A 19,364-nucleotide genomic window follows, 5' to 3' on the forward strand; every position below is an offset into this window, starting at 1 on the left:
TTAGTACTAAATTAAAAACACTCCTTCATGAGCACGAATGCTCATGGAGGAGTGTTTTTAATTTGTATGGCAAACCACTGGCTGTGCCAGTGGATAAAAGGGCTTAAGCTCTAATAAGGGACAGGGGTAATTGGTCTTTCCACATAACCTATATGTTATTTAATATATAAAACATTTTTACACTAAGATTTAAGCACATATAGTGATTTATAGCATAGTAATTTCAATAATTATATTGATTCAAAACAAATAAATTAAAAATTCTGACAAAAATTATTGCAAATAAGAGAAAAATATGCTTAACTGTACATGAGGTCTTACCATTAAATATTTAAGAAAGATGATGGAGGTGAATTTCGTTGAAACACAGATTTATTTCAAAAAGGTATTGGAAAGATAAATCGACGGCCATGGGGAAGGTCGACGAATTGGCAAAGGGATTTAAGGATGTGATAAATTTAAGCTTAGGTGATCCTGATTTGATTACTAATAGAATTATCATTGACAATGCATTCAATGATGCAAGAAATGGGCACACAAAGTATACAGATTTTAGAGGTGATCCAGAACTACGCCAAGAAATTATTAATTACTATAAAGAAGAATATCAGATGGATGTGCAGGATGAAGAAGTTTTTGTAGCTGCCAGCGGTTGCCTTGCAATGTATTTGGTATTGGAAGCAATTTTGGATGATGGAGACGAAGTCATTTTACAGGCTCCGTTTTTTACACCATATCCACAACAAGTTGAGCTTGCACGTGGTATCCCAATCGAATTGGCAACTTATGAGGATGAAGACTTTCAAATCAACATGGAAAGGCTGGAAAGTCTGATTAACGAACGTACAAAGGCATTGGTAATCAATACACCAAGCAACCCTACTGGAAGCTGTTTGACCGTGGAAACAATGGAGAAAATAGCTCAGATTGTCAAGCAGCACGATTTGATTGTAATTGCAGATGATATTTATACAGCTTTTAGTTACCAACATCCATTTATTCCAATTGCAGCATTAGACGGTATGAGAGAGAGAACAATTATTATTAACAGCTTTTCAAAGAACTTTACGATGACGGGTTGGCGTATTGGAAACATCATTGCACCTAGCTACATCATTCAGACAATTCAGATGATTAACGAAAATGTAGTGTTTACAGCCCCATCCGTTTCGCAAAGAGGTGCAATTCATGCGTTACGCAATCGAAAAGCAATCCAGCCTCCTATGATTGAGGAATTTCAAAAACGTATGTTTTATGCGGCCGAACGGATTAATTCTATTCCTCATATGTCTGTGGTTTATCCGCCAAGAGGTACATTCTATTTATTTGTGAACATTAAAGAAACTGGATTAAGTTCTATCAATGCCAGTGATTGTATTCTTCGTGAAGCACATGTATTGTCCATACCCGGAAGTGCATTTGGTCAATCAGGAGAAGGGTATATTAGACTGGCTTGTACGGTAAATATTAATATTTTAAAGGAAGCATTTGACCGTTTGGAGAATGTATCCATCTTTAAAGAATAATGGAGGACAATTATATGGAAGAGCATGTAAATGTTGTAGACAATGAGGCAGAAAAAAAGCAAGTATTGGCTGGATTAGTTGAACATCCAACAGGAAAACAAAAAGCAAAATTCATTATTCCTTCTGCTATTGGTGTATTTTTGTTCCTTTGTCCAATTTGGGTAAATGGAAATATGAATATTCCTTTAGGTGTTATTTCTCAATGGGTGGCAGACTTTATTAAACCATGGGCTACACAGGCAATTCTCGGAATTGTTGTTATTTCAGCAATTATGTCTTTTATTACTACTGTTTTTAGACCAAAAGCAATTGTAGAAGGAAAAATGCTTTCAAAATTATTTGTCACTTCTTCTATTTATCTTGCAATACGCATCGTTGGAGCGGTCATTGCAGTAATGGTATTTTTCCAAGTAGGTCCGGTCTGGATCTCATCGGCAGATACTGGAGGAACTATGATGGGGTTGCTGTGTACATTGATTGCATGGTTTTTTGCTGCATCCTTCTTAATTCCATTGCTTATGGATTATGGAATTATGGATTATACAGGTACATTAATCCGAAATTTTTTATGGCCGCTGTTTCGTTTACCTGGTAGAGCGGCAATTGACCTTTGTGCATCTTGGATTGGAAATTGCAATGTAGGAGTTGTTTTAACTAGCACACAGTATGAGCAGGGTTATTATACCGCAAGAGAATCTGTGCTGATTGCAACGTGTTTCTCAGCAGTGTCTCTACCATTCTGTTTAGTTATTGCGGCAATGATGAACGTTGAAAAATACTTTATCCCGTTTTACCTAATTATGACTTTTACAGGGATTATCAGTGTTGTCATTATGGCACGTATTTGGCCTTTGGGTAAAAAATATCCCGATGAGTATTATGCATTAGCAGGAAAGCAAATCAATGAGATAGAACCAGAGGGCATTAGCAAACGACGTTGGGCTTATTTGCAGGCAGTTACAAAAGCAGGAGATGGCCCAAATCTTGGCGCACTGCTATATAAAGGCATTGATATGTTCTTGGGAATCATATTTACACTTGTCCCAATTACAATGTGTGTTGGGACATTAGCTTTGGTGCTTTCTACATATACACCAATTTTTGACTGGATTTCTATGCCATTTGGATATTATTTGCAGATACTAGGTGTGGATGATGCATTTGCTGCAGCACCTGGAACCGTAGTTGGCTTTGCTGATATGTTCATTCCTGCTGTCATTTGTTCCCACATACCATCCATAGAAACAAGATTTATTATAGGGATTTTGTCTCTGGTACAGATTATTTATATGAGTGAAGTTGGTTCGGTTATGCTTGCATCTAAAATGCCAGTAAATATTGTTGATTTGGTAATTATTTTCTTACAGAAGACAATTATTGCAATACCGATTATCGTTTTACTCACAAAGATATTTTTACCATTTTAATCAGACTATTCTTTGAAAAAGAAAAAAGGCAGAATTCCTCTGCCTTTTTTGCATTATTTCGATTCAAATTTCATGTAAGAGTTCAGGACGAATGTTATTAAGATGGATATTCATAAAAGAGGCAGCTAAATCAGCATCTCTTTTTTCAATGGCATTAATAATGTTTTGATGTTCTTCATAAATGCGATCTATTGAATCTTCTGCTGTAAAATAGGAGAGATAAACTGCTTGACCGATAAAATTCTCCAGAAGATAAGAAGCATTTTCAAAGGTGGATAATATGAGGCCGTTTTTGCAAATCCGTACAATTTCAAAGTGAAAATCCTTATCACACTGCGATTTCTCATGTGGGGACTCAGCTTCTATCATAGTTTTCTGCTTTTCCTTCAAACGGAAAGTATCTTCGGTAGTAGCCATTTTTGCAGCTTCTCGAACGGTAAAGGTTTCTATTAAAAAACGAAGCTGCAAAATTTCTTGTACATTACCATTATTAAGTTTAAATGAAAGCGATAGGGGTTTAAAAAAGTTGGATTCTACATTGTTAACGATGTAATTTCCTAGACCATGACGTCGTTCCACAAGTCCCAAAACTTCTAAAGCCTTAAGTGCTTCCCGTAATGCAGGACGTCCAATTTCAAATTGCTCTGTCATAATCCGCTCTGGTGGAAGTTGGTCACCAGCTTTTAGTTCGCCTTTCATAATCATTTCCTGAATCTGCTCAATGACGATTTGAGAAATCTTTTTATTTTCAATTGCCATAAACATGCAACACACTCCTTTATATGTGAACATTGTGTACATCTCTCTAATAAATATTCTATAGGAAAAAAGAAAAAATTGCAAATTAACTTATGTTTTTCATTAGTATTTTTTAAATATTATAGAAAAAATCAGAAAATTTAAATATTAATTGCATTAGACAAAAAAATGTAGTATGATTTAAGTGGTAAGACCATAGAATCAGTTTCATTAGAGTATGCAAGAGAAACGAGGGAAGTATCATGAAAATACTTGTTTTAGTAAAAGAAGTACCTGATATGGATAAAGTAAAATTTGATAGGGATAAGGGAATTGTAGATCGGTCCTCTGCAGAGGCTGAAATGAATCCCTTTGATGAAAACGCGCTACAGGCAGCCATTAATTTAAAAGAAAAAAATACTGCGAATACAACTGTGACTGTAATGACGATGGGGCCGCAAAGAGCAGAACGTACATTACGAGATGCCTATGCCAGAGGAGCAGACAGAGGAGTTCTGCTTACGGATCGCCAATTTGGAGGAGCAGACACTTATGCAACCGCCAAAACACTTGCCGCAGCTATAAAAAAAGAAGGTAACTTTGATTTAATTATTTGCGGTGAAAAGTCAGTTGATGGGGATACTGGACAGGTTGGGGCAGAGGTTGCAGAGCTTTTAGATATACCTCATGCCTATTATGTAGAGAAGATATTAACGTTAAGTAAAGATGTAGTAAAGATATGCATTGAAAATATTGGTGGTGATAAGCAAATTCGTACAATAAAGCTTCCAGCGTTAATTAGTGTGACCAAAAATATAGGTCGTCTAAAACTTCCAACTGTAAATCGAAAATTGGAATCTCTTAAGATGCAGATACAGACAATAACCATGCAGCATCTATGCGACTTTCTGATGGAAGATGAAACGGGATTAAAAGGATCGCCAACAAAGGTTTCTAAAATTATAGTTCCAAAAGAAGTTAAAAAGTGCAACCGTGTCTTTCGTGAAGACTTTACTGCCTTTTTGCAGTCAGTGAATGAAGCCTTAGAGAAGAAAGGAATAGTGTAAAGGTATGACCATGAAAGAAGAACAAGGAATTCTTGTTATTGCAGAACAAAATAAAGGAGAAATACATAAAGTCAGTTATGAATTATTGAATAAAGGAAAAGAATTGGCAAAAACAATGAAATCAACTTTAAACTGTCTTCTCTTAGGACCAGAAGGTATTTGTGCAGAAGAACTTAATTATCGGGGGGCACAGACTGTTTACTACATGAAGGGTTCTATGTTTGCCATTTCTGAAGAGTATACATATAAATCTAATATTGTGGCCTTTATAAGGGAGAAGAAACCAAAAATTGTTTTAATTGGTGCTACTAATTTTGGACGTTCATTGGCTCCTCGAATTGCAGCGGCTCTTCAAACTGGTTTGACTGCGGACTGTACCGATTTGCAGTTGGATGAAGAAGGACGCTTGATACAAATTCGGCCTGCATTTAGTGATCATTTATTTGCTCATATCAAGACTATTACAAATCCGCAGATGGCTACAGTAAGATATAAAGAATTTAAAGAAGCAGAAAGAAATATACAAAATACGAAAAAAGTTATAGAAATCAAAGCTTATTATAATTTAAATTCAAAAATTATGGTAGATGAAATTGTAGCTATGAATGATTTTGATATTACGGAGGCAGAGGTTATTGTTGCAGGTGGACGAGGAATTCGTAAAAGAGAAGATTTAGCAATGCTGGAGGAACTGGCAGAGACATTAGGAGGAAAGGTTGGAGTATCTCGAGCTCTGGTTGATGCTGGAATGGCAGACAGTGCTTCACAAGTGGGATACAGTGGAAATCGCGTGAAACCAAAAGTATATTTTGCTTGCGGCATTTCCGGAGCACCGCAGCATGTAGCAGGCATGAAAGAATCCCAAATTATCATTGCAGTAAATAGTGACCCATCAGCACCGATTTTTCAGATTGCGGATTATGGGTATGTCGGTGACCTGTATGAAGTAATACCACAATTCATCCTACAATGGAAAAAGGAGGGTGTGGCAAAATGAAAGAGAGCATTTTTAATGCATTAAAAACAATTGTTGGAAGTGATTATGTATTAAGGAGTAAGGAACAAACCATATCTTATCTTTATGATGAAGTAGAGGAAGCTTATCGTCCTAAAGCAAATACAGACTCTATTGTAATGAAACCTAAAAATACCCAAGAAATCTCAAAAATTATGCAGATAGCCAATAAAAATAAGATATCTGTAGTTGTACGAGGTGGTGCAACAGGACTTTGCGGAGGCTGTACACCTATTGAAGAAAGTATTATCTTATCTATGGAAAGAATGAATGGTATTCTGGAAATTGATAGAAAAAATATGGTAGCTGTCTTAGAAGCCGGAGTAACGCTTATGGATCTGTTGGAAGAATTAGAAAAGTACAATGATTTAAGTTTTCCAGTTCATCCAGGAGATGAAGGTGCACAAATGGGAGGCATGGCTGTCACCAATGCAGGTGGAGCCAGAGCTGTTCGTCATGGAGTCATGCGCAAACATATTATGGGTGTGGAAGCTGTATTGCCTAGCGGAGAAATATTAGAGCTTGGAGGCAAGCTTGTAAAAAATAATGCAGGATACAATTTAATGCAACTTTTACTGGGGAGTGAAGGTACTCTTGCCATTGTAACAAAGGTCGTACTAAGAATATATCCTAAAGATTGTTATTCAGCAACTATGGTTGCACCATTTGAAAATTTTGAGGATGCATGTCAGGCAGTGATGGATATTTTACAAAGTGGAAATTTACCGCTTGCGGTTGAGTACATGGATAAACATCTATTTGTAGGAACTGCGGAAATGCTTGGATTGGAGTGGCAGGCGAAAAAAGGACAGGCGGATTTACTAATTATTCTTTCTGAAAAAAGTGAAAATCAACTTTATGATGCTTGTCGGCAGATTAATTCAATTTGTGAAAAAAATCATTCCTATGAGACCTTATATGCAGGAAAAGAGAAAGAACAGCAGGAATTACTTTTGATTCGAAGTCAGCATTATGAGTATATAAAAGAAAACATTTGTGACTCTTTTGATATGGCGGTACCTGTTTCGGAGGTTTCTGCATTTATTAAAGATTTAAAAATGCTGGTAAAGGAATATGCAACGGATACTAATGTCATCGCGCATATCGCAGATGGCAATGTACACAATGATATTTTATACCTAAAGGACGGATCAATTCCTCCGTATGCATTAGAATTAAAGAACAAGATGTATGATATTTGTTTTTCCTATGGTGGAACAATTACAGGTGAGCATGGAATCGGAAAAATAAGAGTAAAGGATTTAATCTTGCACAAATCTTCTGCGGAACTGGATTTAATGAGAGGCATCAAAAAAGTATTTGATCCCAATAACATTATGAATCCAGGAACGGTTATCTAAAATTTTTTAGTAAATAAACAATAAGGTGGTTTTTTAAGCCACCTTATACAATCTTTAAGCCTTTTTATAAAAAACTTTTAACTATAAAATCAATAAGCTTTGGAATGTTCTCGTAAAGGTCTTTTTTATAGACTCTTTCTGTATATTTATGTAAATCCTTGCCCCAAGGACCCACATTTAATACTGGCATGGATTGTTCTTTGATAATATCTAAAGGAATATAATACATATCGCCCCAGAAAAGCATATTATGGCTGATATAATCAATATTTTCTTTATCTGCTGTAAACATGCCATAGCTTAAGTCTGATATACCTGTAAAGTAATTTTGTGTGTAAATGCCATTACCAATTTCTTTTCTAGCATATTCATCTAGCTTAAATATTAGGTTATTAATTTCAGCAGCATTCGCAAGCATGGAATTATTGGTGCTTGGATAATAAGGAGGAGCTAATGCAATAACTACAATTGGAGATAAATCACTATAATATTCAAGCGTTTTTTCCATTAACTGATATGAACCATCGATTCTTGAAATTTCATTATTATTGATTTTTTCTTCTAACTGCCTTTGGAATTCTGCAATTTCAAGTTTAAAGGATTCTCCCTTTTCTGCTACAATTTCATTGAAAATTTCCCCATAGTATTTTACATTTGGTTTCCAGTCTATTTTAACCTGATTCATATCAGTCATACTGCTATAGATAGCATAGCTTGACTCTATATCAGAAATTACTTCCTTAAAGGCTTCCTCACTAATGGTTTTTAGTTCATCTAAAATTTCTTTAGGGGATTTGGTAAGGGATAAAATTGACATATAACCCCCTGTCAGAAGAGGTAATGATACATCATATATTTCTTTTCTATCTTTAAAATACAGCCAAGCGGGTGGAGGTGTAATAGTATTTCCGGCTTTTTCAATAAAGGCTGGGTTTAATTCAGTTTTCCTTACGATAGCGGATAATAAATTTATAGGATTCAACCCCTTATAAATTTGTCCTACATGGGCAAGTTTACCTCGTACTAGAAAAATAGGCATAATCTTGCCTACTGATCCGTCATATATTGTTACATTATTTTCATCAATCCTGTCATGGGGCTCAACATTTAAAAGTAGTGAATATTGTAAATCATACTTTTCTCGTAACTTTTTTAATAAATTAGCGGCTGATCGCATGCCAGCAGATAAGTTTTCTTCATCGGGAACTCCGATTAAAAGGATATTACCGTTAAAGCTTTCCGACTTTGTATATTCTTCAAAAAGTGAAAGATGAATACATCCGCCCCCCTTCATATCGGAGACACCTCTGCCAAATAACCATTCACCAGAGTCTAGATCATTTTTGGCTGCATCATCTAATTCAACTTTGCCATCTCTGAATAGCTTTTCTAATTCACATGGTTTATAGGCAAATTCTTTATGTTTTCCAAAATCATCAATATCCACCGTATCTGTATGGTGAAGCATAATTATGGTCTTACTACCGTTGCCTTTTAACAAGGCCCAAGGAATTTTTCTCTGTAAGCAGTCATTATCTATATCGTGAAACCCGAAATATTCTGGGTTTTCTTTTAAATAGGGTAATGAATTAAACCATTTTTTGAAAAAAACTTCATTATTTCTTTCGAGTTCTGTTCCAGTATGTGTTATTGCACTTAGATAGGTCTGTAAATTATTCTTAATTTTTTCAGAAAGTTCCATTGTTTAATCTCCTATTAAATATATAAATTTATAAGTATTATTCTTACTGTTATATATAGCAAATAGTATGCCAGATTATAATTCATGTAAATAGTATAAAGTAGCATTTATCTTGCTGATTTTTAAAAATATTATTAAAAATTTTTTTAAAATATAAAAAAATTTTGAAAGAATAGATTCTTTTTAACGTAATTTATATTTTGCGAGCTTATAATTTAATCTTTGTGGGGTAATTGATAATTTATAAGCAGCTGCTGTCAGGCTGTTCGTATTTTTGATTGCATTCTGAATTAGCTTTTTTTCATAATTTTCAACAGCACTTTGTAAATTGATAGCGCCCGAATAAATATCTTCTGAATCATTAATAGTTGCTACACTTTTATATTCAATCAGTTTTATGAGCTCCGGAACATCTGTTAATAGTATTTCTTCTCCTTTTGCTTGATTGAATGCACTTTCTATTATATTTTTCAATTCTCTTACATTACCAGGCCAATTCCAATTTTGAAAAATACTCTTAACCATTTCACTTAAACCTTTTATATTTCTATTCATTTGATTATTATATTTTTGTATAAGATAGTCAGCGAGCAGCAAGATGTCTTCTTTTCGTTGTCTTAACGAGGGTATAGATATTTTAACAATACTGAGTCGATAGTATAAGTCTTCTCTGAAACGTTTAGAAATAAGTAAGTCTTCAAGTTTCTCATTGGTAGCACAAATAATACGCACATCAAACGAAATGTCTCTCTGTCCTCCAATATGACGTACTTTTTTATCTTCAAGAACTTTCAAAAGTTTAACCTGCATTGAAATGTCCATTGAATTAATTTCATCTAAAAATAATGTACCGCCATCTGCCAATTCAAACAAGCCTTTTTGAGTTAGAGCTCCTGTATAACTGCCTTTTTCTGTACCAAAAAAAATACTTTCAAAAAGATTGCTTGGAATGGCAGCACAATTCTGTGAAACAAATGGCTTGCTGTTACGCTTGCTGGTTGTATGTATTGATTGAGCTACTAATTCTTTTCCGGTTCCTGTTTCGCCATAAATAAGGACAGTAGAATTATAATCGGAGATCGTTTTTATTTGATCTTTTAGAAATAGCATTTGCTGATTTCTAGTTATGATGTCATCAAGCTGGTAAAGGTGATTTGTATTAACGGAGGTGAATTGATTGGTATTTACTTTTAAGAACCTTGAATAATCGACAATTCCAATCAGCTCACCTTTTTCGAAAATCGGCATAGAAGTACTAATTAAAGCAATTTGTTGATTCTCATTATTTGTTAAGATTTGCTTTTCGTTAATAATGGGCTTTCCGGTTTTTAATGTTCTCATTATTGTACTGGTTTGTTCGTTTAAACTTGGATACGCATCTAAAATATGTTTTCCAACAAGAATTGAAGGAAGGTGTGTATAGTGTTGGCATGTACAATATTCTACAATACCGTCTTTATTGCAAATTACAATCTCGGTATTATCCTCACACATATCTATAATTTTTTGTATTTGATTTAAAGTTTCAAACATAACATTTTATCCTCTAGTATCATTTATTATAATAAAAGCCTACAATTTTATTGTAACTTTTATTATTTTAAATAGCAATTAAATGTAGTAAGAAAAGTGCCAAATATAAAAAACCCCTTGGTTAATGCATCTTCACATTAACCAAGGGGGCTGTGTTAATAATCTTCAATCACTTAGTAATTGATTATACCAAGTATACAAAGTAAATATAGAACGTAGAGATTATAATAGTTAAGATCATTACTGGAAAAGCTAATTTAAAATAATGACCAAAAGTAATTTTGTATCCGCCTTCTTCTGCCATACCAGTTGCGATAACATTAGCACTTGCTCCAATGATCGTGCCATTTCCACCTAAACATGCTCCTAGAGCTAAAGCCCACCAAATCGGAGCCAAAGTCATACCAGAAAGCGCGCCCATATCTTTTATCATAGGAATCATCGTTGCAACAAAAGGAATATTGTCAACAAACGCAGAGGCAATAGCAGCTACCCATAAAATGGCAAGAGTAGTCAACACAAGATCTCCATTTGTCAAATCCAGTACACTCTCAGCAATCAATTTGATTATACCAGTTTCTTGAATACCCCCAACCATCATAAATAGACCGGCAAAGAAGAATATCGTTTTCCATTCAACTTCACGGAAAATTTCTTCTATATTTTCCCCTGAAATAAATAATAGAACAACGGCACCAGTCAGTGCTATGGTTGCTGATTCATAATGCAGCATACCATGCAGCATAAAGCCGATGATTGTAATTCCCAATACGATTAAGCCTTTATTAAGAAGGACTTTATTTTTAATGCACTCTTTTTCATTGATGGACATAACCTTTGTTTTACACTCCACTGTAGTGACAAGTGCTCCTTTATAAATAAAAGCAAATATAATTGTTGTTAAAATTAATAAAGGCAATATTATTATACCTAAATTCTTTAGGAAATCTACAAAGGTCAATCCTACTTCACTACCAATCATAATGTTTGGTGGATCGCCAATTAGTGTTGCTGTGCCTCCAACATTTGATGCAAAAACAGACGAAATAATAAAAGGTATGGGATTTACCTTTAAATCTTCTGCTATGCTAAGTGTAACTGGCAGGATAAGAAGTATGGTCGTAACATTATCAAGAAAAGCTGAAAGCATTCCTGTTATCAGCGCTAAGAGTATTAAAATCTTAATAGGCTCGCCCTTTGCTATCTTTACTGTTTTAACTGCAAGATATTCAAATACTCCGGTTCTCTTTACAACCATAACAATAAGCATCATACTGACCAAGAGTCCAATTGTATTGAAATCAATATATCCAAATGCACTTTCCTGGTTTAAAATTCTTAGCAAAATCATTAGAACTGCGCCTGCCAATGCAACGATTGTTCTGTCAATTTTGTCCCATATGATTAACGCATACGCACCAACAAATATAACTGCTGATAAAATTAGTTGATTTGATACTGCCTCCATTGTGCTCTCCTTAATTAATAGGATACAATATAAAATGTATAGCATTTATATTATATCAATTAGCCAATATTGTATAACCCATTTAGTATAAGCAACAATTAATACTAGTTCTTATTAAATTTTATAAAAAAAGAGTGAGAAACTCACATAGTGAGCTTCCTACCCCAGAAGTTTAAAATCATCTTGAAAGAAATATTAATATTTCTCAACTGAACTCATAATATATTGCCTTTAAGGCATTATATTATGTTTATCATATTATGTCAATAAAAATCCAATAAGCACGAAAATTGTCGGTAAATTGCGAAAAGTTTGTATATTCGACTTGAATCTCCAGAGGACAAATCCGGTAGACATCTAATTACTATCTTTAATTTTTTAAAATATCCTTAGCTAGCCCTTTTTTATGCTCAAAGTTACCTAATTTTGCAATCATAATTCTTTGAACTTGCGAGGAACCTGCACCATGCATAGAAACGCATTTATAAAATTTTAAACAAAATACAACACATGTAAGAATTCTGTTGAATAACCTACATTTTGACTAGGAATTAATGATTGAAGAGATTTGACACTTGCTCTATAGTAAACACATGTATTATAAAAAGGTTTTACTTTTTAAACATAGAAAGAATAGCAAGGAGTAGGTGATAAAAAAATGAAAAAATATTTACTGAGATTTAAATGGGTGATTGTAGTTATTATCATTATTGCTTTGATTGTCATGGGAAAAAGTTTCCTTGACAATCAAGCCGATGCAGATACACAGACAGTTTTAAAGGCTCAAATGGTGCAGGTAGAAAAAATAATAAAAGAGGAAAAAAACCAAACACTTGAATTAACCGGGACAATAGAAGCTAAGGACAGTATTATTGTCACTTCTAAATTCGGCGGAAAGATTAAAGAAATCCTGATACAAAATGGAATGAAAGCTAATAACGGTCAGATATTGCTTTTAATGGACGATACGCAGCAGCAAAACGCTTTGATAGCAGCACAAAATACGCTAGCTAAAGCTCGTGCAAATCTAAATTATGTTCAGAAAAATTTTGAGCGAATGACTACGCTATACCAAGCAGAAGCAATTTCCAGAAATGACTACGATAATTCAAAATTATCATATGACGTAGCCTTAGCCGATGTAAGTTTGGCTCAGGCCTCACTCTCCAATGCGCAGGAGGCATTACAAGATACCAGAGTTAGTAATAAACTTGATGGCTTTGTTGCAGATTGTGACATAAAGGAAGGGCAAGTGGTAGAGGTAGGAACACCGCTTATGACTGTACAGAATTTATCTTCTGCATATTTAGTGGTGAATATTAATCAAGAAGATATAACTAAGATAAAAATAGGTCAAAAGGTAAACGTGTCAGTAGATAGCCTCTCCGGAACAGATTTTGAAGGGGTAGTTGAGATCATGAATCCTGTAGCAAATAGTTCAAGCCGCAGCTTTCAGGTTAAGATTCTAGTACATAATGCTGATTTTCTTTTAAAGCCTGGCATGTTTGCCCAAGCCCAAATTAATTTTGATAATACTAAAATGGCAATAATGGTACCACAGGCTGCAATTAGTGGAAAAGATGGCGTATATTATGTCTATGTTGTGAAAGGCAAAATGGCGGAACGAAGGTTAGTGGAACTTGGGGATACAATAGGTCAGGAAATTGAAGTGAAGTCTGGAATAAAAGAAAAAGAACAACTAATTATAAGTAATGTAAATAAATTAAAAGACGGTGATGCTATTCAGATTGCCGAGGAAGAATAGTGAGGTAAACTATGTTTTTGACAGATATAAGCTTGAAAAGACCAGTATTAGCTACAGTTTGCATAATTGCCTTACTGGCTATGGGAGTTATCAGTTTTTTTGGACTAGGTTCAGATGAATTTCCTCCTGCAGAATTTCCTTATGTGACAGTAACTATTGTTCAGCCAGGGGCTTCGCCAGATCAAATAGAAGATAATATCACCAAGAAAGTTGAGGATGCCATTGGGCAAGTTGCTGGACTTAAGCATATTAACTCCACCTGCCAGGAAAATGCAAGTATAATCTATGCGGAGTTCACTTTAGAGACCCCTGTGGCAGATGCTGTGCAAAATGTAAGGGATAAAATAGGTACAATTCGAAGTTCACTGCCAAGTGATTGTGAAGAACCTATTATTGCCAGTTATGACCCAACATCACAACCTGTAGTATCTCTGGCTATTACTGGTAAAGCTTCTATAAGAGAAATGACCACAACGGTTAATGATCTTATAAAACCAAAGTTAGAAACAATCAGTGGTGTAGGCTCGGTAAAAATATATGGAGCAGAAGAAAGAGAGATACATATTAACCTTAACAGAGATAAAGTAGCACTTTATGGGTTGACTACCAACGAAATTGTGACTTCTTTAAAAAGTACAAATATGGAGGCTTCTGCTGGACAAATCACACAAGGGGATAATCAATTTTCCTTACAAACCAGTGGGTTATTAACTAAATTAGATCAATTTAACCAGTTGGTAATAAGTAGACAATCTGGACAGCCCATTTATCTTCAAGATGTAGCAGAAATAGAAGATGGGGCCGAGGAGAAGGATAGCATTGCGTATTATCAGGGCAAAGAAGCCATTGGTATTGATATTATTAAACAGTCAGGCGTAAGTACGATTGAAGTGGCAGATCAAATACTAGAAAAATGCCAATCTATTCAAGAGGATCTACCTTCCAATATTCAGCTTGAAGTAGTAAAGGATAATTCAATAATTATAGAGGATTCAGTTGATGATGTATTGAAGACTATTGTTGAGGGTGCTGTATTAGCCGTTCTTATTGTTTTGCTGTTCCTAGGGAATTGGAGAACAACTTTAATCAGTGCCATAGCACTTCCAACATCAATAATTGGTGTCTTTGTTCTTATGAAGATATTGAACTTTACTCTAAATACAATGACTTTGACTGCATTATCTTTAAGTGTTGGACTTTTAATTGATGATGCAATTGTAGTAATCGAAAATATAGAACGTCATCGGCATATGGGTAAAGATGCTTTGACAGCAACCAAAGAGGGAACTTCTGAAATTGGGCTGGCAGTTATAGCAACGACTTTAGCTCTGGTTGCAGTATTTTTACCAGTGGGAATGCTTAACGGGGTTGTAGGTCAATTTTTTAAACAATTCGGAATAACCGTTGTAGGAAGCGTTTTGATTTCCTTGTTTGTTTCTTTTACTTTGGTGCCTATGTTATCATCCCGCTATTTAAAAGATGAAACCGGAGAAGACAAGAAACCAAAAATCAAAATGGTTTTGTGGATAAAAGAAAAATTAAACTGGTTCAATCAGAAGTTTGATTATTTATCGGATAGATATTCTAGTTTACTTAAAATAGTTTTTAAACATAAAGTAAAACTCATTTTGTGCACAATTCTGTTATTTGTTGGCAGCATGTTTATAGCAGCAAATATGGGGACGGACTTTATACCAAAATCCGATTTAGCAAAAATGAATATAGTAATTGAACCTGATGCTGGTCAGACCAAGGAGGCTATTGGAAATAAAATTCAGCTTGTAGATAAAGCAATCAGAAAAAATGCAGAAGTAACTAAAGTATATGCTACCGTACAAGATGATTCAGCAAATTTGTATGTTGAGTTAACAGAACGTAATTTGAGACATAAGTCTATGGAAGTACTTTCTCAAGAGATTAGAGGAAGTCTAAAAGAAATTCCAGGTATAAGAGCCTCCGTTACCCCTGTATCACTTGGGCCCACTGGTGATGTAAAGGATATTGAATTTAATATTGTTGGAGATGATATCACAACACTTCAGAAGTATGGTGAAAAAGCACAGAAAGTTCTTGAAGAATTACCTGGAGTAGTGGATGTAGTGAGTAGTTATAAACCGGGAAGTCCTCAAACTAGTATTAAAATCAATCAAGAAAAGGCAGCAGATTTAGGAGTAGAATCGGCTCAGGTAGTAGATGCGTTATATACACTATATAATGGAGTGGTTGTGAATCAGTTTAAAGAGGGTCAAGAGCAATCGGATATTCGGGTTCGATTACAGAAAAGTGATAGAGAAAATATTGATAATTTAAATTGTATTTATTTGAAAAGCAGTACCTCTGGTGAACTTATTCCTTTAACTGCTATATCACAAAAGGTTTTTGATCCTTCACCAAGCATAATAACTCGCTATGATAAACAGCAACGTGTTTCAATTTCCGCTAACGTCCAGGGATTTAGTACGGGTGAAATCAATACTATTTTTCTTTCAAAACTGAACAAAGAAGCACCACTTCCAGAAGGCTGTGAAATAGTATCTGGTGATATGACTGAACTTATGGATGAGTCCATTACTTCAATGCTCTTTGCATTACTTATGGCAGTCATGTTTATCATCTTTATAATGGCAGCTCAGTTTGAAAGTTATATTGATCCGCTATCGGTCATTTTATCCCTTCCTTTGGCGGTAATTGGGGCTGTATTTGGTTTATGGATTATGGGAAGCAACATCAATTTAATTTCTTTAATTGGAATGATCATGTTAATGGGATTAGTTACTAAAAATGCAATTTTACTTATTGATTTTGCTCGTAACGAAATGAAAAATGGTATTCCATGTAATGAAGCGTTAATTTTAGCAGGAAAGACCAGATTAAGACCGATTATCATGACTACGTTGGCTATGATACTAGGAATGATACCAATGGCAATGGGAGATGGCACTGGTGGTGAAACTCGAGCGCCGATGGCGTATGCTATTATTGGTGGCTTAATTTCTTCAACTTTTTTAACACTATTTGTGATACCAGTAATTTATAGCATGATCCAAGAGTTAAAGAGTAGAATCCATAAAGTAATGAAATAGAATTAAAAAAAGTAAAGAATAGCGCTTGCATATCAATTGCCAAGTGGTTACTATAAGGGATATATAAATAAAATTTAATGATAAAGGATTTACTATGATAGAACAAAAAAATGATAGACGCGTAAGGAGAACTAAAAAAACTCTTATTGAAGCCCTAACGAAATTAATGTCTAAAAAGAAAATAAATAATATTACTGTTACAGAGCTTACTAATTTAGCTGATGTGAATCGGTCTACATTTTATCTTTATTATAAAGACATCTATGACATGGTTGAAAAAGTGGAATCAGAAATGTTAGATGACTTTACGAGAGAATATAATAAATGTTTTAAAAGTACCACTACATATGAAAATTTACTATTATTTTTTACATACCTTTTTGAATTTGTACAGCTTAACGCTAAAATGTGTAAGGTTTTACTTGGACCTGATGGGGACTATGCGTTTTTAGAAAAGTTAAAGAATGTATTAAAATCTCAATCTTGTTGGGATAATGATGTGGTCAATATTAAATTGCAGTATTATGATCCCTTTATAATTTCGGGTTGTATTGGTGTAATACAACAGTGGCTTGATTGTGATATGAAAGAGCAGCCTAAGGATATGGCAAGTATGATTGTAGAATTATTTCATATTGAATTATTATAAATTAATAAAGAAATGTTATTTATAATAACCAAGGATTAGGGCAATTAATGGCATCTGCCTCTTAAGTCTGTTCAATTTTGGAAATATAAGGTATAATGTAATATTATTGGAATGGTCTAAGAGTTATGTATGGAGTTTGAATAATATATGTTTTAGGAGTTAGTCGTGTATGGAACAATTTTTATATGCTGAAATAAATATAATAGGCTTTATTATACTGGCTATTCTTCTTTCTAATCAAAAGAGATCAGTGGGTATAACGATACAACAGCGATTATTTAATACACTAATTATTGCATGTATGCATATTCTTGCGTTGGATACAAGTATGTGGTTATTAGATGGAAAAATATTTACATTTTCAAAAGAGTTAAATATCTTGGTATCTACGTTATACTATTTATTTTGTGGATTTATTCCTTTTATCTGGACCATTTATTCTGACTGCAAATTAACTAATAATATCCAGCATTTGCGTAAGCGTTTGCTCATATATTTAATTCCGTTATTAATAGATATGTTCTTAGTTGTTTCTAATCTATGGTATGAGTTTGTATTTTATATTGATTCAAATAATGTTTATCACCGAGGGAAATGGGTACTAGTTCCAGTGATGCTTTCTTTTTCGTATCTTGCTTTTTCTTCTATATTGGCATTGCATAAAGCATCTATAACTAAAATACCTAATGAAAAAAAGCAATGTTTCCTAATGGCACTATTTGCGGTACCACCTTTTATTGGTGCAATTATACAAATATTTTTCTATGGAATTTCTTTAATTTGGATATGTGCTGCTATTTCTCTGTTAATGATATTTGTTAATATACAAAATCAACAAATTAGTACGGACTCATTAACAGGACTGAATAATAGACTTCAGTTTGATAAGTATCTTCTTTTTAAAACAAAGAGCAATGAAAGCCAGAGTATTATAGCTCTTATTATGATAGATGTAGATAAATTTAAAGAGATTAATGATTCATTTGGACATCTTAATGGGGATAAAGCCTTGGTTTGTGTTGCAAATATATTAAAAAAAGCATGTAAAAATAAAAATGCATTTTTGTCACGTTATGGTGGCGATGAATTTACTATTATTTATCAAACCCGCCAATTGTCAAATGTACATAAACTGATAGCTTTAATAGAACAACATACAACAAACTTTAATTTAAGTAGAACTGAAATGTTTACTTTATCTTTAAGTATCGGCTATACTGTTTGGGACTCAGGTAAAAAAGCCACTGTTGATGAGCTTATTTCTGAAGCAGATTACAATATGTATCAAATAAAATCAAGGAAAAATAAATAGTATTTTTACACTGTATTTGAAAACACTAATAATAACATCTTTAAGTGGAGGTAATAATATGTCAACGAATACAGAAAATTATATAAAAAATCAGCTAATGGAAACTCAAGAACGAGTACGTGATTTCAGAGATATATCCCACGAAGTGGAAAACCCTGAAATTAAGCAATTTCTTCGTGAATATGCAGGAACTGAGGATATAAAAGCTCAGCAAATAAAAGACTCTCTAGATACGGAATATATAGATTCAGATCAGAAGTAACATTTGAACATAATAAATGCATCTAAATAAAAACACTCCTCATTAAAGCAAATGCTTTTGGAGGAGTGTTTTTATTTAGGGCTTTAGATAATCTCTCAGTTTACCAACAGCTTTTTTCTCGATACGACTGACATAAGAACGACTTATGCCTAGTTCTTTTGCAAGCTCACGCTGAGTAAGAGGTTCTTCCCCTGAAATACCGTAACGCTTCATTATGATTAGTTGTTCTCGTTTTGTTAAAATGTGTGAGATTGCATTATAAAGTGATTTAACTTGCATTTTTAAATGAATATCATCTAAAATTGCATCTGGATCAGAGCCTAATATGTCGTTAAAGTTTATCTCATTACCATCCTTATCTGTACCAATAGGCTCTGTTAACGTGATAAAATAGATAAAGAATAAAAACCAGCCAAAACATTGAAAATGCACAACTGAATAAATTGATTAAATAAT

15 protein-coding genes are annotated in these 19,364 nt (G+C 33.9%); 10 read left to right on the top strand and 5 right to left on the bottom strand.

Features of this window, described 5'->3' with window-relative positions; translation table 11 throughout:
* Positions 1-359: 359 nt before the first annotated feature.
* Together RTW14_RS06265 and RTW14_RS06270 are read left to right on the top strand one after the other, a co-directional pair.
* Positions 360-1,526 (top strand): pyridoxal phosphate-dependent aminotransferase, encoded by a 1,167-nt coding sequence (locus RTW14_RS06265; RefSeq protein ID WP_312648850.1) that lies wholly within the window; start codon positions 360-362, stop codon positions 1,524-1,526.
* A 14-nt stretch (positions 1,527-1,540) separates the two neighbouring features.
* Positions 1,541-2,953, top strand: coding sequence for a YjiH family protein (locus tag RTW14_RS06270; protein WP_312648851.1), 1,413 nt, complete (start codon positions 1,541-1,543; stop codon positions 2,951-2,953).
* 63 nt (positions 2,954-3,016) lie between these two features.
* Here the strand turns inward: RTW14_RS06270 and RTW14_RS06275 are convergent, their stop codons facing one another.
* Complete coding sequence (locus RTW14_RS06275) at positions 3,017-3,718, bottom strand: FadR/GntR family transcriptional regulator (RefSeq protein ID WP_312648852.1); 702 nt, start codon at positions 3,716-3,718, stop codon at positions 3,017-3,019.
* 236 nt (positions 3,719-3,954) lie between these two features.
* Between RTW14_RS06275 and RTW14_RS06280 the strand changes: the two genes are divergently transcribed.
* The 3 genes from RTW14_RS06280 to RTW14_RS06290 are packed head-to-tail and all read left to right on the top strand — an operon-like array spanning position 3,955 to position 7,134.
* A complete protein-coding gene (locus tag RTW14_RS06280; RefSeq protein ID WP_312648853.1) occupies positions 3,955-4,758 on the top strand; it encodes an electron transfer flavoprotein subunit beta/FixA family protein in 804 nt (267 codons plus the stop codon).
* Between the two features lie 10 nt (positions 4,759-4,768).
* Complete coding sequence (locus RTW14_RS06285) at positions 4,769-5,755, top strand: electron transfer flavoprotein subunit alpha/FixB family protein (RefSeq protein WP_312648854.1); 987 nt, start codon at positions 4,769-4,771, stop codon at positions 5,753-5,755.
* Positions 5,752-7,134, top strand: coding sequence for an FAD-binding oxidoreductase (locus RTW14_RS06290; RefSeq protein ID WP_312648855.1), 1,383 nt, complete (start codon positions 5,752-5,754; stop codon positions 7,132-7,134). Before RTW14_RS06285 ends, RTW14_RS06290 begins: the two co-directional genes overlap by 4 nt.
* Positions 7,135-7,198: 64 nt before the next feature.
* On the opposite strand, the gene RTW14_RS06295 is transcribed toward RTW14_RS06290, so the two are convergent.
* The 3 genes from RTW14_RS06295 to RTW14_RS06305 form a co-directional block, all read right to left on the bottom strand.
* On the bottom strand, positions 7,199-8,836 hold the full coding sequence (locus RTW14_RS06295) for a M20/M25/M40 family metallo-hydrolase (RefSeq protein ID WP_312648856.1): 1,638 nt from the start codon (positions 8,834-8,836) through the stop codon (positions 7,199-7,201).
* A 183-nt stretch (positions 8,837-9,019) separates the two neighbouring features.
* Complete coding sequence (locus RTW14_RS06300) at positions 9,020-10,369, bottom strand: sigma-54 interaction domain-containing protein (protein ID WP_312648857.1); 1,350 nt, start codon at positions 10,367-10,369, stop codon at positions 9,020-9,022.
* A 184-nt stretch (positions 10,370-10,553) separates the two neighbouring features.
* Entirely contained in the window at positions 10,554-11,837 is a 1,284-nt protein-coding gene (locus tag RTW14_RS06305; protein WP_312648858.1) for an ArsB/NhaD family transporter, read from the bottom strand.
* 658 nt (positions 11,838-12,495) lie between these two features.
* Here RTW14_RS06305 and RTW14_RS06315 point away from each other — a divergent pair.
* From RTW14_RS06315 to RTW14_RS06335, 5 genes are all read left to right on the top strand, one after another.
* Positions 12,496-13,602, top strand: a complete 1,107-nt coding sequence (locus RTW14_RS06315; RefSeq protein ID WP_312648859.1) for an efflux RND transporter periplasmic adaptor subunit — start codon at positions 12,496-12,498, stop codon at positions 13,600-13,602.
* A gap of 11 nt (positions 13,603-13,613) precedes the next feature.
* Positions 13,614-16,685 carry an efflux RND transporter permease subunit gene (locus tag RTW14_RS06320; RefSeq protein WP_312648860.1) on the top strand — a complete coding sequence of 1,024 codons (3,072 nt, stop codon included), beginning with the start codon at positions 13,614-13,616 and terminating at the stop codon, positions 16,683-16,685.
* A gap of 94 nt (positions 16,686-16,779) precedes the next feature.
* Complete coding sequence (locus RTW14_RS06325; RefSeq protein WP_312648861.1) at positions 16,780-17,334, top strand: TetR/AcrR family transcriptional regulator; 555 nt, start codon at positions 16,780-16,782, stop codon at positions 17,332-17,334.
* A 169-nt stretch (positions 17,335-17,503) separates the two neighbouring features.
* Positions 17,504-18,646 carry a GGDEF domain-containing protein gene (locus RTW14_RS06330; RefSeq protein ID WP_312648862.1) on the top strand — a complete coding sequence of 381 codons (1,143 nt, stop codon included), beginning with the start codon at positions 17,504-17,506 and terminating at the stop codon, positions 18,644-18,646.
* A gap of 58 nt (positions 18,647-18,704) precedes the next feature.
* Entirely contained in the window at positions 18,705-18,908 is a 204-nt protein-coding gene (locus RTW14_RS06335; protein ID WP_312648863.1) for a hypothetical protein, read from the top strand.
* 75 nt (positions 18,909-18,983) lie between these two features.
* Here the strand turns inward: RTW14_RS06335 and RTW14_RS06340 are convergent, their stop codons facing one another.
* A complete protein-coding gene (locus tag RTW14_RS06340; protein ID WP_312648864.1) occupies positions 18,984-19,340 on the bottom strand; it encodes a sigma-70 family RNA polymerase sigma factor in 357 nt (118 codons plus the stop codon).
* Positions 19,341-19,364: the final 24 nt, after the last annotated feature.

Source organism: Aminipila sp. (assembly GCF_032051575.1).
Taxonomy (GTDB): domain Bacteria; phylum Bacillota; class Clostridia; order Peptostreptococcales; family Anaerovoracaceae; genus Aminipila.